The sequence below is a fragment of the Candidatus Cloacimonadota bacterium genome (genome assembly GCA_020532085.1).
Taxonomy (GTDB): domain Bacteria; phylum Cloacimonadota; class Cloacimonadia; order Cloacimonadales; family Cloacimonadaceae; genus Syntrophosphaera.
On sequence record JAJBAV010000008.1, the window covers coordinates 19,477 to 37,357 of the forward strand.

A 17,881-nucleotide genomic window follows, 5' to 3' on the forward strand; every position below is an offset into this window, starting at 1 on the left:
GGTTCAGTCGCGCAGCGCCACAACTTTATAGAAGGCCCGGGAGAGGCCGCGGGTGTCGGTGTAGCCGGGCGTGGTGATGGCCGTGGGGGTGAGCAGGGTGAAGGCGCCGTAGGGGTCGGAGGCGCTCCAGACCTGGTAGGCGGTGGCGTTGGAGACCGGCGGCCAGCTGAGCACGGCGTTGCCGCCGATTCTGCTGATGCTCAGCGCGGGGGTGTCCAGGCTGAGGCTGATCCCGGTGCCGTTCACGGGGATCTGGAGGTTGGCCTCGCCGGAGGCGTTGCTGTTGATCACCAGATTGCCGGGATAGTCCTGCGCGGCGGTGGGTGTGAAGGCGAGGGTGAAGGCGGAGGCCGTGCCGGCGGGGATGGAGAAGTTCAGGGTGTTGCGCTGGGCCGCCTCCCGCTCCCGGCCGCCCGGCCTGGCTTCGCCGGAGGCCTTCCGCGCCGCCGCTTCGCCCACCGTGTAGCCGGTGGGGGCGGTGATGCTGCCGGAGAGGAGGGCATCGCCGCTGTTGGTGATGCTGAACTGCTGCACGCTGCCGGAGCCCAGCTCCACCTCGCCGAAGTCCAGGCTGAGGGGGTCCACCGCGATCTCCGGGCCGGTCTGGAAGGGAAGCAGGGCCAGCTTCAGGTTGGGGCGGTTGGGGCTGGTGTAGGTGCCGGAGAAGACGTTGGTCTGGTCGCTGTAGTCATCCCTCGCGCAGCGGTAGCCGCTGGCAACGGAGCTGTAGCGCACCGTGCCGGACTGGGTCCATTCCTCGGTGAGGTTGAAGGCGGTGTCCACCACGATGTTCTGGCTGCCGTTCCAGAGGAAGGGGGTTTGGAAGGTGAGCATGTCCCAGCCTCCGGCGGTGGGCAGGTAGTTGTCCGCGCTGAAGACGGTCACCATGTCCGTGGCGCCCTGCCAGTTGGCCACGTTGGCGTCGGTGGTGTGTTTGAGGCGGATGCGGAAATCCGGCAGGACATAGTCCGGCGGGGTGTTCACCCAGAAGGCCAGGCCGGTGATGTAGAGGGGTCCGGAAACGCCCTGGGCGTTCAGCTCGGCGGCGGTATAGACCGACTGGCCGTGGAGGCTCTTGTAGGTGATGTTGATGGGGCAGGCCGTGCTGATGCCGGTGCTCGAGGTCCCGTCGCCCAGCACCACCTCGGAGATGAGGTTGGGGGTGGCGCTCACGGTGTTCGAGGGGGCGGATTCCCCGGCGGGACCGCTGTAGAGGGTGGTAACGTAATAGTTGTAGGTAACGCCATTGGTGAGGCCGGCATCCTGGAAGGTGGTGGCGGCCACGGTGGTGAGGGGGCTGCCGTCGCGGTAGATGCGGTAGCCGCTGATGTCGCGGCCCGGGTTGGCGGCGAAGGCGGAGCGGGCTCCGCGTCCTTCAGCGGCGGTCCAGCTGAGGTCCACCACGGTGTTGCCGGGCAGGGCGGCCAGAGCGGTGGGGGGATACGTATTGGGGGTGGCGGAGGCGGTGGCGGTGGGATCGGAATCCCCTTCGGGATAGGACGCCACCACATAGTAGTTGTAAGTGGTTCCGTCGTTGACTGAGTAGTCCGTGTGGGAGAGATCGGTCACCGAGGTCAGCAAGGCGGAATCGCGGAAGATCTTGTAGCCGGAGGGTGTCCCGTAAAGCGGCGCGGTCCAGTTGAGCAGCACCAGGCCGTGGCTGGCGGCAGCGCTGAGGTTTTCGGCTGGATAATGGACGCTGGGGTTGGTGGAGGCGGGGAAAACGATGTCGTCGATCCAGGCACAGTCGGAGCCGCTGGTCATGGCGTAATCCTTGCTGTACACCCATTTCAGCACCCTGGTGCCGGTGGCCAGGGTGTAAGTGGCTTGGGTCCAGTCCACTTCTCCGGACCAGCTGCCCTGTTGGACTCCGTCCACATAGAACTTCAGAAAGTCGTAGTTGGATTCTGACGAAACCTTGTACCAGAAGGACAGCTGGCCTGAAGCCGGGAGCACCCTGGTGACCTCCAGCGAAGTGAGGGATGAGTTCCCTATCGTTCCGCTCCGGGCGGAGTTGGCGCCGGCGTGGAAGGTGGAGCTGTCGATCACCCAGGGATTGGCGCCCTGCACCCAGGGCAGGGAATTGAAGTTTCCGGTTTCGAAAGTTTCCATGATGATGCCCACCACCGCGTACTCCGTGCGGCTGAGGCTGATGCTTCCGGCAGAGGCGGCGAAGGCCAGCTCCACGATGGTGCCGAGGGCTGTGGCCGGGCTGGCCGAGATGGTGAAGCTGAGGCTGGCCATCCCGTCCGGGCCGATGGGACCGAAACTGTCCGTTCCGCCCAGGATGGAAATTCCGGGGGTGGAACTGGCCAGAGTGGCAGATCCGGCCTCGGAGGCCACCTCCCCGGAGTTCAGGAGCGGGATGGAGACGGCCACGGTTTCCCCGGGGTCCAGCACGCCGTCGCCATCGCCGCCGGGATCGCTGATGAGGTAAGAGCCGAATTGCAGTTCGGGGGCGTACACGCGCAGGGGGAGGTTGTAGCTCCAGGTGCCGCTGTCGGCTGTGACATCGAGGGTGAAAACGAGGTCGTGGGCCGGAGGGCAGTTGGCCGCCACCTGGATGGCAAAGTTGGTGTGGGGATAAGCCACATCCTGTGCCAAAACGGTGCCGTAAGCGGCGCTGGCGGCGGTCACGCTCACATGGGGATCGGCGCTGCTGAGCAGGGCTGAAACGTTGGTGGCGTCCACCAAGCCGCGGTTTCTGAGGCTGATGGGCAGCAGGGCGGATTCCCCCGCCTCCAGATGCCCGTTGGCATTTGTGTCATTGATCTCCACTTGGTTGATGGACAGATAGGCGCTGTCCGGCAAGATGGGACGGGTGGTGATGAAGAGGGCGCTCTCGTCGGTCAGCGGGGCGGCGGCGGTGGGATAGGAGTTGCCGAAGGTGTATTCCAGGCCGATGGTCTCCGTGTGGTCCTCGATGCCTATGGTGCAGTAATTGGCGTGAGGCCAGTGGTCTTCGGAATTTCCTGTGTCGATATTGTTGAAGTCCTTGTACTGGAGCTTGATCTGGCCGTCGCCGGTGTGGGTGGGGTAATAGGTGGGGTCGTAGAGGATGGCCTGGAAGGTCTCCGGCGAAATGCTGTCGTAGCCAGAATAGAGGCCGTGCCACTGGACCACGTAGTAGTTCAGGGCGCTGTTGTACCAGGTGTAGACAGCGCTGCCGGTGCCAAGCTCCAGGTCATCCCAGAAGACGGCGAGCATGGGGTGGGCGCCGCCGGGTCCGGGCAGGCGCAGGTTGCGCCAGTCGGAGTTCTGGGTGGCGCCAAAGGCGATGAAGCCGTTTGAGGAGATGGAGGCCTGGCTGTAATCCACGCCGTAATATTTGAAGGTGAAGGGCAGGTTGACGGTCTGGATGGAGACAGCGCCGTTCTGGTCGCCTTCATCGCCGGCATTGCCGGGATCGGTGAGGTTGAGGGCGGTGCCGCTGCCTCCTTCCGCGGGGGCGATGCCGATCCAGTCGTAAACGGGGCACTGGTCGTAGCTGGTGTCTCCCATGTCGAAGATGAAATAGCCATAGGCGTCCTGGCCCAGGGGATCGGTGACCGCGGTCTGGCCGAGGGTGAAGCTGAGGGGGATGCTCTGGGTGAAGCCGTCAGCGAAGAGGTCCAGCTGCAGGGGGATCACCATGCCGTCCAGGCTGGTGCTTCTGGCGTGGATGCTGAAGGTGTTGGCAGAGTTGGCTACACTGGAGCCGCTGGCAAGGCTGCCCCAGGCGCCCTGGGCATCGGTGACTTCAAAGAAGCTGTCCAGGGAAGTGAGGGTGCCCTGAACTCCGGTGAGGGGGGCACTGCCGCTGTTTTTCAGGGTGAGGGTGAGAGGCCAGCTGTCGCCGGGATTTACCAGGTTGCCGGGTGAGCCCACAAAAGCGTGGGAAAGGATCTCAAGGTGGCCGCTGGAGACTGTCACGGGTATTGATATTTGCCACTCGGCGTGACTGAAGCCCAGGTTAAAGCTGTGTTGGTCCGGGCAACCGCTATCAATCTGCAGCTCCACTCCGGAACTGAGGGCTGAGGAATTTGGCAAGATGGGGTCAAACTCCACCCGGTCATCGATAAGCGTCACATAAGGATCGGATTCAGTTGCCACTCCCGAGGGAGTAATGGTTGACGAACTGGAGTTCCTCAATGCGAAATAGAGCAACAAGGTTTCGCCTGGGTTGGCTTCTTCATCACCGTTGCCACCGTTGCTGTCATCGATCACGATCCCGTCCAGAAGCAAGCCGCCGGTGGAGGCGATGGATACGCTCTGGATGAAGGGCTTGAAGTCGTTTTGGCTAACGGTGAGCTGCAGGCTGCCGGAAAGGTTGGCGGCAAAGGCCAGGTAGGCGAGGCCAGAGGCGTCGCTGAAAGCCAGGGCGGCCTGCTGCCCGGAGCTGTCGGTGAGCGCCACGGTCGCGCCCTCCACCGGCTGGTCCGCGGCGTCTTTGACCACCACAGCCATGCTGGTGGTGCCGGCGGGGATGCCGGCGGGGGCGGATACGTTGAAGGTGGACGGAATGCCCACGTAGACAGGGGCGGTGGGATCGCCGATGAGGTTGCAGTAGGCAGCGAAATTGTAAGTTTGGTCCGGGTTGCTGATGCCATAGATGGCGTTAAGGTACAATTTGCTGTAGTGCAGGGCGGAACTCATGTCCCTCATGCCCAGGTTGTACAAAGCGTGGAAAATGCCCACGTTCAGCGTGTTGTTTTGGGGGGTGGCCGTGGAAGAGGTTGCCATGCCGATGGCGGTGATGGCGCCTGTGTATTGGATATCAGTGCCCAGCCTTACCACCGCTTCGGTGGCGGAGGTTCCGCCGAAATCACCGGTGGCGCAGGTGATGAGGACCGCGTGGAAGAGCTTGCCGTAATTGACCAGGCTGGAGCTTGGCGACCATCCGCTCATCCCGATGTAGCCGCGATAGTTGAAAAAAGACACCCCCTGGTTGATTTCGCTGTTCATGGAGCTGGGGGAAGGCGAGTCCCCGTATATCTCCTCATAAGTGTAAGCGGGATTCACCCGGGAGGAAATCTCCTTGATGTACTGGTTGGTGTAGACAGTGGAGATCCCGGAGGGGGAGGTATCGCCCACCAGGAGCATGTTGTTCAGCCAATCGCCCGTACCGGCATACACTTCCCTCTCGTAAAACATCAGCTTGGCCATGTATTTGGTCATCTGATCGGTATCCGCCACGGAGATGCGGCCGATGGACACATCGCCAAGGTTGTCCCCGCCGGCCAGCCAGGTGTAGTAATAATCCGTGTAGGAGCCGTAGGTGGGCACGGATATTGTTCCGGAGGCATCGCCGATGAGGACAATGTAGTCCGGCCGGGTCTCCGGGTTGTCGTAGCGGGTCTGAATGTAGGCCTTGATGGCGGAGTTGCTGGTTCCGGTGGTGGCGGTGCTGGCGGCCTCCACCAGGTAGCCTTTCTGGCGTTTCCAGGCCACGTATTCGTCCACCTTGCCCTGATATTCGGCATTCACGTAGTTGCCGTAGATCACCAGCAGGCGGGGGGAATGGTAGTCGGCATTTCTGCCCGCCGCCTGGTCGTAGTTGAGGATGAGGCCGCGGTAGATCTTCTCGAAGGCCGGGGACAGGCTGGGGGCTGGAATCGTCTCGTTGACGGAGGGGCCATTATCGAAATCGAGGTTGAGGGTCAGGTGGTCCCGCACCAGCAGTTCACCCGTGGCGCTGTCCCACTGGAAGGGATGGACGTTGAGGCTCACCACGCGGAAGTCGCGCAGCACCTGGGGGGCGGAGATGAGGGCGGGCGCGGCCGGATAGAGGGTTTCCGGATGGCGGCCGCTTTGGCGTTCCGCGGCCAGGGCGGCGGCGAAATCGGGCTGGAGGCCGGAGCGGCTTGCGGCAGCAGCGCCGGAAACGCGCAGGCTCACTCCGCCGCGGGCGGGGATGGCCACCATGGCGCTGAAGACCGGCAGGGTCTCCTCTTCGCCGATGAAGAGCTTGGGAATGCCGTCCAGGCGGACGCGGGCGTAACTGGCGCCGTCGCGTTCCACGGCCTCCAGTTCCCAGGCGGGAAGCTGGAAGTTGATCTGGATGCCGTCGCCGCTGTCGCGGGTGACGGTGAAAGCTGATCCGCCGGGCAGGCTTTGGCCGGCCAAAAACAGGGGTGTCAGCAGGAGCATGGCCAGCAGGGGCCAGGCGCAGATGGTTTTCCTCATGATCGATCCTTTGGAGTGAGAATGTATGATTGGATCGTTAATAATGCAATTCCCGGTGCAAAAGTTACAATTTCCTTTGTTCAACCTTTCCAGACAGGAAAAAAATCCCGGCCCATTCACCAGGGAACAGGCCGGGCAGTTGATTCAGATCTTGTTATTGCTTGGCGGGAAGGTCCTCAAAAGCCGCCACGACCTTGTAGAAGGCCATGGGCAGGGCTGCGGTGTCATCCCAGCTGGTATTTGGCGCGAGTACAGTGGCGAAGGGCAGAGTGCCGTAATCGCCGTAGGGAGCGGTGGCGCGGTAGATGTGGTAGCGGTTGGCATTGGTGACCGCGTCCCAGGAAACGGTGACGCCGCCGGCGCTTTTGCTGACCGCGATGTCCGGGATGGCGAGGATCAGGATCACCCTCACCTCCACCGAGGCGTAGCCAATGGCATAGCCGTCATCCACCACGAAGTTCAGGGTCTCGCTGCCGAACCAGTCGGCAGGCGCGGAGAAGGTGACCTGATGTCCGTCGATGGCGGCCTGGATGTAGGCGCTCTCACCCACGGTGAGGGTCACCGTGTGGCCGTCCAGGTCCTCGATGTAGGGGCCGAAATCCACCTGCAGACTGGAGTTCATGTCGAACTGGAAGCCTTCCAGAGGCAGGGTCAGGGTGGGGGCGTGGTTCACGAAGTTGACTGTGACGGTGACTGTATCATAGGCATGGTCATAGCCGTCGAAGACGGAGAAGCTGATCTCTTCGCTGCCGTGCCAGTCTTCCACGGCGGTGAAGGTGACCTGAAGACCGTCGCTGGCGATCAGCACATTCGTGTTTCCGCTGTAGTCCAGAGTGAGGGGATGTCCGTCCGCGTCACTGACGTAGGTGCTGAAATCCGCCCCCAGGCTGGAGTTCATGTCGAAGCTGAAGCTTTCAGGCAGAGCGATGGTGGGAGTATCATTGACCGGCAAAACGATCACATCCGCGGCATCGCTGGCGGTGAGTTCTCCGTCGCCGATGGTGAAGGTGATGGTCTCGGTTCCGTTCCAATTCCCGGTGGCGCCGAAAGTTACGCTCAGGCCGTCGATGGAGACGGTAACATCGGTGTTTCCGCTGTAGCCGAGGGTGAGTCCTGAATCCGGGGTTTGGGCGTCCTCAACGTAGGGTGCGAAATCCACAGTGAGGCTGCCGTCTTCCTCGAAGTTGAAGGATTCTGGCAATACGATCGTGGGTTCGGTATTGCTGATCTGTCCCGTGCCGCTGAGGGCGATGTTCACCGTGGGCTCGTCGTCATCGTTGCTGGAGATCTCCAGGTTGCCGTTGTAGGCAATGGCTTCCGTGGGCTGGAAAGTGAGGTCGTAAAACACACTGGAGTAACCGGCAATGTTAAATTCCAGGGTGTTGCGTCCGGCTGCCACGCTCTTCTGGCGTAGTCCAGAAACCTCACTGCCCCTGCCCAGGGGGGCCACGCTGTAGCCGGCGGGGGTGCTGATCGAGCCTGTAAGCTCCATCTCCCCGGTGTTGGCAAGGCTGAACTGCTGCACTTGGCTGCTGCCAACCTCCAGTTCCCCAAAGGCAAGTTGCAGGGGGTCGACCGTGATCTCCGGAGGCGCGTCCGTGCCCCCGGCCAGGGTGAGCTGCACATTGGGCCGGTAAACGCTCACGCTGCCGCCGGTGAACACATTGGTCTGGTTTGAGGTGCTGCTGCGGGTATAGCGGTAGCCGCTGGCGGTTTCCGTGTAGCGCACGGTCCCCGAAGAGCTGGATGAACTCACCCGGTCAAAGGCGGTGTCGATGACAAGGTTGTCGGTGCCGTTCCAGGTGAAGGGGGTGGAGAGGGTTAGCATGTCGTAGCCGCCGGGGCTGGGCATATGGGAAGTGGCGCTGTAAACCGTCACCATACCTGTGGAGGTTTGCCAACTGGCCACGTTGGCAGCCGTGGTGTGCTTCATGCGCACCACAAATGAAGGCAGGGCCAGGTTGGGGGCGCTGTTCACGTAGAAACCCAGCGCGGTGATCTCCACCGGGCCATAGACGCCGGCGGCGTTGAGCTCCGCCGCGGTATAGACAGACTGACCGTGCAGGCTCCGCCTGAAGACGTTGATGGGGCAACCCTCGTTGGTGCCTGTGGCTGAAGTGCCATCGCCCAGCGTGACGTTGATGATCGCCTGGGGTGTGGCCTCCGCGGTGTTCGAGGGATCCGATTCCCCGGCGGGATTGGCATAGAGCGTGGTGACGTAATAGCCGTAGGTGAATCCGTTGATGGCGCTTTCGTCGGTATAAGAAGTCCCGGTCACGTCGGCCAGGAAGCCGCCGTTGCGATGGATCCTGTATCCCGATACCCCATCCGGTGCGGGGGCGGTCCAGCTGAGGTTTACCAGGCTGTTACCGGCAGTGGCGCTCAGGTTTGTGGGGGGATACATGATTTGGGTGATGGTGACCGTCAGCGCGTCCGCGGCCTGGGCAAAGCCGTCGAAGACTGTGAAAGTGAGCTCTTCGGAGCCGACCCAGTGGCCGATGCTGCTGAAGGTTACGGTAAGTCCGGCGATGTTCACCTGGATGTTGGTGTTACCGCTGCAGGACAGGGACAGGCTTTGCGGGTCGGCGTCGCTCACATGGGCGGAGAAATCCTCCACCAGGCCCGCGTCGGCGTAGATGTCGAAGGTTAGAGAAGCCGGCAGGGAGATCACCGGGCTGCTGTTTTGCACCACCAGTTGGACGGAAACCGGCAGTTGGGGGCTGTCCGGGTCGTTGGAATTGACCAGCAGGGTGGTGGTGTAGGTGCCGGGAGCCAGGCCCTCGGGGGAGAAAGTGCCCGTGATGAGTTGGCTGCCACTTCCGGAAACGTTGCCGGAAGCGGGCGCGGGGCTGAACCAAGCCACGGAAGGCGATTCCGCCAGGCTGAAAGTGAGCTCCTGGCTTCCGGAATTGCTGATGGTGAAGCTGTCCGTGCCCTCGCCGCCATTGAAAAGCGTGGCGCCAAGGCTGTTGTCGCTCAATGAGATGTTGGCGGGGGTGTAGCCCTGGCCCGTTACCGCCAGCAGCACCGTGCCTTCGTCGAGGTCGTTGCTGGTGATGGTCACGGTGCCCGCGTAGGTGGCAACGGCCGTGGGGTTGAAACTCAGGTTGTAGGTCTGGTAGGTTCCCACAGGCAGGGTGAAAGAAAGTGTGTTGCGCAGGCCAGCGCCGTCATCCTTGCTGCCGGCCGCGGCAACGCTGAAGCCGGACGGAGTGCTGATGTTGCCGCTGAGGGTCTCATCCCCGTTGCTGTAGATGGTGAAGGACAGGACGCTGCCTTGCCCCACCTCCACAGCGCCAAAATCGAGGCTGAGGGGATCCACCGCTATCTCCGGGCCCGCGGGCTCCACGTAGGCAAAACCCAGCTTCACATTTGGCCGATAGGCTGATACCAAGCCGCCGGTGAAGGTTTCGCCCATGTCACTATAGGTGCTGCGGCCGTAGCGGTAGCCGCTGGCCACATTGGTGTAGCGCACCGTGCCGGTGGCGGATTCCGTGGCCACCCGGTCGAAGGCGGTGTCGATCACGATGTTGTCGATCCCGTTCCAGGCAAAGGGCGCCGACAAACTCAGCAGGTCCCAGTTTCCGGCCGCGGGCAGGTAGGCAGCGTTGCTGTAAACAGTCACCAGCCCGTCGGCGGTGATCCAGGCCGAGGCATCCGTGGCCGTGGTGTGTTTCATCCGCACCCGGTAATTGGGCAAAGCCAGCGCGGGCGCCGTGGACACGTAAAATCCCACCTGGGTGATTTCGGTGGGACCGTAAAGCCCGGCGGCGTTGAGCTCCGCTGCGGTATAAACCGATTGCCCGTGCAGGCTTTTCTTGTAGATGTTGATGGGGCAGCCTTCGGTGTCGGGGGTGATCCCGGTCCCGCTGCCGATCTCCGCGTAAGCCATGTCCTGCGGGGTCGCCTCAGCCAGGTTGGAGGGGGCCGATTCGCCGCTGGGATTGCTGTATAGCGTGGTCACGTAATACTGATAGGTGGTGCCGTTGACCACGGCGTTATCGGAATACGAGATGCCTGTCACAGTGGTGAGTGAACTGCCGTCGCGGTAGATCCGGTAGCCGCTGATGTTTCGCTCTTCCAACAGCCCGGATGTTTCCTCGCCCCGTCCCTGGGCCGCGATCCAATTCAGGTGGACAACTGTGTCGCCGCCTACGGCGGTGAGATTGGTGGGAGGCCAGGTGTTGGGGGTGGCGGTCACGGTGTTGGAAGGCTCGGAATCGCCGTCGGTGTAGCTGGCCACCACGTGATAGCTGTAGGTAACGCCGTCGGTCACCGCCAGGTCGGTGTAGGTGAGGTTGGCCGTGGTTGCCAAATAGGAGCTGTTGCGGTAAACCTTGTAGTAGTTTGGCGTCGCCGCTTCCGGGGCGTCCCAAGTGAGGGTCACCGATGCGTGGGTGGCGGTGGCGGCCAGGTTTAGAGGTGGATTCAGGGGCGGCTGCACGGCCAGCAGGGCGTTGTACAGGTTCAGGCGTCCGGCGCCGAGTTTCCCGGTGTAGCCGGGGTTTTCAGGGTAATGGTCGTCCGCCGTGCTTTGCAGGATGGTTTTCAACTGCGTGCTGGTGAGCGTTATCCCGTTGCGGTGGGCGTAGGAAATGATGGACGCCGCCGCTCCGGAAACGTGCGGACAGGCCATCGAGGTGCCCTGATACCAATCGTAGCCGTTGCCGGTGACCGTGCTGCGGATCCCTGTGGTGTAATAATAAATGAGTTCTCCCCCGGGGGCGGAGATGTCCACCCAGGTGCCCCAGTTGGAGTAATAGGATTTTTCGTCCTGGTTGTTGGTGGCGGCCACCGAAAAAGCGCCGCTGTAGCAGCCGGGGTAGAAATTTCCCTCGGCCTCATCGTTGCCCGCGGCGAAGATGGTGATGCCGCCGTCCAGAACTGAACCGCCGCCATTGGCGTTGAAGTAGTTGATGGCGGTAAGCTCGGACTGGTTGTACACGTCGGGGTACTGGTAGCCCCAGCTGTTCTGGGAGATGGCCGCGCCATTGTCCGCGGCCCAGACCGGGGCGTCGTCAAAGCCGCCCTGATCGTTGCCGTCAAAGACCTGGCAGGACATCAGGCTCACGCCTTTGGTGGTGCCGTTGCCGCCGGCGATGCCGCTCACGCCGGTGGAGTTGTTGTTCTCCGCGGCGATGGTGCCGGCCACGTGGGTGCCGTGGTCTTCCGGGTTGATGGTGGAGTTGTTGTACACAAAGTTGTAGCCCACTCCGCTCCAGATATTGTTGTTCAGGTCGGGATGGGTGGTCTGGATGCCGCCGTCGATCACGGCCACGATCACATCCTGATGGCCCTTTTCCAGGTCCCAGGCTTCGGGCAGGTCGATGTCGCAATCCACCGTTCCACCAGGTGACTGGCCGGTGTTGTTGTAATGCCACTGGGAGCTGTAGTAGGGGTCGTTGGGGGTCCAGCGGTCCAGGGTTTCCGTCGGTTCCGGGTTCTGGCCCGCAACCGCTTCGTAAAGCACTTTCCTGTATTCGGGCTCGGCCCACTCCACGCTGCCTTTGAGGCCGCGGTAGGCCATCACGATCTCGCGGATGTCCGCTTTGCTGGCGAAACTTATCTCATACCAAAGATGCAGGCCCCACTCCTGATGGCGTTGCGCGAATTCGCTCCTGTGGGCCGGGCTGTAAAAAAGCTGGCTGATCCTGCTAACCTCGAACTGGCGGTTCAAATCGTCCAATTCGGCAATGCCGAAAGAGGTCAGGTCACCGTTTTCATGCTCCAGCCTTTGCAGCTGGCCGGAAAGCTCCGGACTTAGCCTGATCCAGACATGGCCCGGCACGATGGCGCTGTCCGGCACCTTGTATATGTCTATGAAGGGCAGGTCCGTGAAATCCGGACCCAAGGCAGTGAGGCCGGCGCTCACAAGCGCCAGGCAGATGGCCGCAAGAATTGCTAATCTGCGCATGTTTTTCTCTCTTCGCCCCTTGGAGGGCTATGATGTATTCAAATATCTGTTCACCTCCGCTGTAACCCGCGCGTTGTCCGCAGGGAGCGGCCTGAACGAAAACTGGTCGAAAATTTACTTCTCCCGGCTTTGAAAATCATGGGCGGGGATTTGTCAACCATTTTTTGCCAGTTCGATTTTTCCATTAAAGCCATTGCCTTCAAACACTTAAACCTGGCCAGCATTTGTTTGACAGGGGCAAACTTTGCTTAGGGTTAAAAGACTGGCCCCGCCAATCCTCGGAGGACAGCGGGGCCAGATATCGGAGTTGTTTGTTTATTGCTTGGCGGGAAGGTCCTCAAAAGCCGCCACGACCTTGTAGAAGGCCATGGGCAGGGCTTCGGTGTCCTCCCAGCTGGTGACGCCATATACTGTGGCGAAGGGCTCGTAATCGCCGTAGGGATCGGTGGCGCGGTAGATGTGGTAGCGGTTGGCATTGGTGACCGCGTCCCAGGAAACGGTGACGCCGCCAGCGCTTTTGCTGACCGCGATGTCCGGGATGGCGAGGTAACTCAGGATCACCCTCACCTCCACCGAGGCGTAGCCAATGGCATAGCCGTCGTCCACCACGAAGTTAAGGGTCTCGCTGCCGAACCAGTCGGCAGGCGCGGAGAAGGTGACCTGATGTCCGTCGATGGCGGCCTGGATGTAGGCGCTCTCACCCACGGTGAGGGTCACCGTGTGGCCGTCCAGGTCCTCGATGTAGGGGCCGAAATCCACCACCAAGTTGTCGTTCATGTCGAACTCGAATCCTTCCACAGGCAGGGTCAGGGTGGGGGCGTTGTTGGTGACGGTGAGGCTCACGGTTACGTAAACCTCGGGATTTTCCGGATCGTTTGAGGCCACCTTGATGGTGGTCTGGTATTCACCGGGGGCGAGGCCGGTGGCGTTGAAGCTGGCCACCACTTCCTGGGAAGCGTTTTCCAGCAACGTTCCGGAGGGCGGGAACCAGCTCAGCCAGTCCGCCTGGGGGGATTCCGAAAGGATGAACTCGAGGTCCAGGCTGCCGGAATTGCCGATGGTGAAGCTGAGATTTTCCCCGCCGTTCACGGGCAGGGTGGCGGCCAGGCTGGTGGGATCCACGCTGATGCTGGGATCGGTGTACCCGCTGCCGCTGAGGGCGATGTTCACCGTGGGCTCATCCGCGTCGTTGCTGGAGATCACCACATTGCCAGGATAGACCTGCGCGGCGCTGGGAACGAAGCTGAGGTCGTAAGTGAGGGTCTGTCCCGCCGCGACGTTCAGAGTAATGGTGTTGCGCGTGTCCGCGAGGGCGGAACCGAGCATCGGCGCGCTCTTGCCGGTGGGGGCGGCGGATCTTGAGGCATTGCTACTTTTGGCTACGTGCAGGGCCACGCCGTAGCCGGCGGGAGTGCTGATGGTGCCGGTCAGAGCGGCTGTGCCGGTGTTTTGCACGGTGAACTGCAGCACGCTGGCCTGCCCGACCTCAACCGCGCCGAAATCCAGGGCCAGGGGTGAAACCACGATCTCCGGGGCCTCGGTCTCTTCCACCTCCAGGACCAGCTGGAGGTTGGGCCGGTTGGCGGTGTTGGTGCCACCGGTGAAGACTTCGGTCTGGTCGCTGTAGTCATTCCGAACGAAGCGATAGCCGTTGGTAATGGAGGTGTATTGCGTGGTGCCGGATGAGGTGTAAGAGCCGACGAGCCCGAAGGCGGTGTCCACAACGATGTTGTCGGTGCCGTTCCAGGTGAAGGGGGTGGCCAGAGTCAGCATGTTCCAGCCGGTGGCGGTGGGCTGGTAGGATGCGGCAGTCCAGACGGTGCTGAGCCCGGTTGAGATCCAGCTGGAAGCGTCTGTGGCACTGGTGTGGCCCATGCGGATGAGGTAGTTGGGCATGGTCAGGCTGGGCAGGCCGGTCACGTTGAAGCCGATCTCGAGGATGTCGATGGGCCCGAACACGCCTTTGGCATTGAGTTCGGCGGCTGTGTAAACCGCCTGTCCGTGCAGGCTCTGATACCAGACGTTGATGGGGCAACCGTCTGAGGTCCCGCTGCTGGAAGTGCCGTCGCCGATGATCACAGAGGTCACGAGGTCGGGCGTGGCCTGGACCGTGGCGGTGGGCTCGGCGTCTTCACCGGAGTAGGTGGCCACCACATAGTAGGAGTAGGTGGTTCCGTTCACCACGGCGTTGTCGGTGTATGAGAGTCCCGGCACAGTGGTGAGCAGGCTGCCGTTCCGGTGGATCTTGTAGCCGCTGGGGGTCCCGCTGAGGGGAGCGGTCCAGTTCAGCTCCACAAATCCGTTTCCGCCGGCCGCGGTGAGATCACGCGCGGGATAGAGAAGCCCCTGGGGCAGGTAGGCCTGCAGTTTCAGGTTGGGCAGGTTGGTGGAGGCCGTCAGGGATGTGGGCTGGGCGTCGTCGTTGCGGTTTTGGCGGGCCTGGTTGCCGGTTGTGGAGGTGTAGGTCCAGAAAGGATAGCCGCTGATCCAATCCTGGAAACCCTTGACGGTGAGGATGGCCAGGTTGGAAGTTCCGTCGTAGGCGAAGAGGTTGTTAAGCTCCACCTCCATCCAGCCTGAGGTCGCCGTATTCGGGAAGGTTCCGCTGTAAACCAGGGTGTAGCCGTCCGTGCTGTAAGCGCCGCTGGTCAGGGTGGAAGCGGTGGTCTGCTTCATGTAGATGCTCACCGCCTCGATGGGGTTCACATCAGCGCCGCTGGCCTTGTAGAAGCCCAGGGACTTGATGGTGCAGACGCTGCCGATCTGCGAGGCCAGGTAGATCGCTTCGTGGCCAGAGTAATTGTAATAACGGTCGATGGGGTAGGTCTGGGATCCGGTGCCTTCACCGATGATGATGGTGGAGAGGGGGTTGGCGGTGGGAAAGCCTGTCACGGCGTTCGAGGGATCGGATTCCTCAGAGCCGTAGATGGCCGTCACATAATACTCATAGTTGGTGTTGTTCACCACGTTGGTATCCGAGTAAGTGAGGCCGCCGGTGCTGGCCAGATAGCTGCCATCGCGGTATACCTTGTAGTTGGAGGGAGTTCCAGAGGCCGGAGCGTCCCAGGCCAGGTTCACGTATCCGTTGCCGGAAGCTGCGGTCAGGTTGCGCGGCGGGGCATAGTAGGTCCCCATGGGCGGGAAGATGATGTGGTCCAGCCAGGCGCAGTCGCTGCCATTGGCCACAGAACTGTCTTTGGAATAGGTCCAGGCAAAGGTATGGTTGCCTGAGGTGACCGGATAAGAAGCTTCCGACCAGCCCGCGGAACCGGACCATGATCCTTGTTGCACCTCATCGATGTAGAAGCGCAGGAAGTCGTAATTGCTTTCGGAGGAAACTTTGTACCAGAAGCTGATGTTCCCCGCGGAGCTGACCACCACAGGCAGGCTGAGGGTGGTGCTGCTGTTGTCGTTAATGTCGCCGGACTCGGCGGCGTAGGTGCCGGAAAAGACTTCCGAACTCTGCACGGTCCAGGGTACCGAGCTGTTGTTCACCCAGGGATACAAAGTGAAGTCGCCGGTCTCAAAACCCTCATCCGGAGGGGCCAGCAGGTTTACCGTGATGCTGCGGGTGGCGGTGTTGCTATCGTCATCGGTGGCGATCACCTTGATGCTGTGGGCGCCGCCGGCGTATCCGGCCGTGTTCCAAACCCAGGAATAGGGGCTGGAGGTGTCGGTACTTTTCAGCACGTCATCGATGTAGAAAGCCACGCCGGTGATGTAGCCGTCGGTGTCGGAGGCGGTGGCGGTGATGGTGATCACGCTGTTGAGGTCATGCACCGAACCACCGGCCGGGGAAGTGATGGAGACCGAAGGAAGGGTGGGATCGGTTGCCAGTAAAGCCTGGTAGGCATTGATGCGTCCGCTGCCCAGTTGGCCGATGTAGCTTTGGTTCACCGCGTAATGATCGTCAGCGCTGGATTCGAGGATATCCTCCACGTCCGCGCTGCTGAGGGTGCGGCCGTTGCGGTGGGCAAAGGAAACCACCAAAGCTGCCACGCCGGAAGCGTGGGGACAGGCCATCGAAGTGCCTTGGTAGAAGCCGTAGCTGCTGTTGCTCCAGCAACTGAGCACGCCTTCCTCAGTAACGCTGTTGGTCTCGCCACCGGGGGCGGAGACGTCCACCCAGGTGTCGTAGTTCGAATACCAAGCCTTGGTGTCTTCGTGCGTGGTGCCGGCCACGGCGAAAACGCCGCTGTAGCAGCCGGGATACCACTGGCCGCTGGATTCGCCGTTTCCCGCGGCGTAGATGGTGATCCCGTTGGACATCACGCTGCCGCCGCCGTTGGCGTTGAAATAGTCGATGGCGTCAAGCACTGACTGCTCGTAGCTTCCCACGCTGGTGTAGCCCCAGCTGTTCTGGGAAATGCAGGCGCCGTTGTCGGCGGCATAGACCGGGGCGTTTTCAAAGCCGCCGCCGCCGGAAGAGGGAGCAAAAACCTGGGTGCTCATCAGCCGCACACCGTTGCCGGTGCCGGAACCGCCGGCCACGCCGGAGATGCCCACGCCATTGTTGTTCACGCCAGCCACGGTTCCCGACACGTGGCAGCCGTGATCGCCGGCCACGATGGTGCTGGTGCTTTCATAAAAATTGTAGCCGTAAACGTCGTCCACATAGCCGTTGCCGTCATCGTCAATGCTGTTGCCGGCAATTTCGCCGGGATTGATCCACATATTCGCGGCCAGGTCCGGATGGTTGTACTGCACGCCTTGGTCCTGGATGCAGACCACCACGTCGGTGTGGCCTTTTTCGATGTCCCAGGCTTCGGGGAGGTCGATGTCGGCATCAACCGTTCCGCCGGTCTGGCCGGTGTTGTGGTAGTGCCACTGCTCGCCGTAGCGCGGGTCGTTCGGGGTCCAGCGGCTCAGGTCTTCCGCGATGGCGGCCACTTCGTCCTGGTTCACGCTGAGCAGGGTTTTCTTGTATTCGGGCTCGGCCCACTGGACGTCTTTGGCCAGATCCCGGTAGGCCATCACGATCTCGCGGATGTCCGCGGCGCTGTCATATTCCAGCTCGAACCAGAGATGCAGGCCCCATTCCACGTGGCGCCAGCCCCATTTGAGGTTTTTGCTCACGTCGCCGAAGACGGGGCTGATCTTTTTCACCCCGTACTGGAGGTTGAGGGCGTCCAGTTCTTCGAGGCCGAAGCTGGCCAGGGCGCCGTCCTGATATCGAAAACCTTGGGCCAGCGCGGAATTGGCCTCGCTGAGCTTGATCCTGATGTGGCCTTGTTCCATGGCGCTGTCAGGAACCTGAAAGATGTCGATGAAGGGCCGTTCGCCAAAGCTGGGCGCGGCCGCCAGACCGAGCGTGCCAAAGATGACAAGCAGCAGGGTCAGCAATGTTTTCAATCTGGGCATTGTTTTTCTCCTTGTGAGAACGCAGGGTTGCTGTAACATTTTCTGATTTTTGCCTGTGAACGTTCACCGTGGCGCTGGGCGAACGGGGCGGAAAAACTTCGGAGTATCGTCCTTTCCCATTCTGACCGGGAAGATCTCAGACGTTTTTGGAGAAGCGTGGGGAACACAATATTTTGTCAATCAAAAATTTGCCGCTTGGTCAATAAAGTGGCCTGGCAGGGATATCTTGCTCTCAATCCGAAATTTGCCGCTTGGTCATTTACGTGGCCGGGCATGAATATCTTGCTCTATCTCACACCTTGGTTCGATCTGCCAAACTGGCCGGGGAAAGGGGTGACTTTCAGCCCGCACGGGCTGAAGTCCATCGTTTCAAGACGGAAGGCGGTGGCTTCAGCCACCGTGCCCCAAAACACCGGAGCATGAAAAAGACGATGTCCGGTC

The 17,881-nt window shown here is 61.5% G+C and carries 3 protein-coding genes; all 3 read right to left on the reverse strand.

Features of this window, described 5'->3' with window-relative positions; genetic code table 11:
- Window positions 1-3 precede the first annotated feature (3 nt).
- A complete protein-coding gene (locus tag LHW45_03440; protein MCB5284630.1) occupies window positions 4-6,165 on the reverse strand; it encodes a C25 family cysteine peptidase in 6,162 nt (2,053 codons plus the stop codon).
- A 154-nt stretch (window positions 6,166-6,319) separates the two neighbouring features.
- On the reverse strand, window positions 6,320-12,079 hold the full coding sequence (locus LHW45_03445) for a S8 family serine peptidase (protein MCB5284631.1): 5,760 nt from the start codon (window positions 12,077-12,079) through the stop codon (window positions 6,320-6,322).
- 315 nt (window positions 12,080-12,394) lie between these two features.
- The gene (locus LHW45_03450) at window positions 12,395-17,440 is read right to left on the reverse strand and encodes a S8 family serine peptidase (protein MCB5284632.1); all 5,046 of its coding nucleotides are present in this window, start codon (window positions 17,438-17,440) and stop codon (window positions 12,395-12,397) included.
- Between the last annotated feature and the right edge of the window lie 441 nt (window positions 17,441-17,881).

What these genes read in the sequence shown, in the direction of transcription:
- LHW45_03440 (MCB5284630.1), bottom strand. Translation starts at nt 6,165, where the DNA reads ATGAGGAAAACCATCTGCGCCTGGCCCCTGCTGGCCATGCTCCTGCTG.
- LHW45_03445 (MCB5284631.1), bottom strand. Translation starts at nt 12,079, where the DNA reads ATGCGCAGATTAGCAATTCTTGCGGCCATCTGCCTGGCGCTTGTGAGC.
- LHW45_03450 (MCB5284632.1), bottom strand. Translation starts at nt 17,440, where the DNA reads ATGCCCAGATTGAAAACATTGCTGACCCTGCTGCTTGTCATCTTTGGC.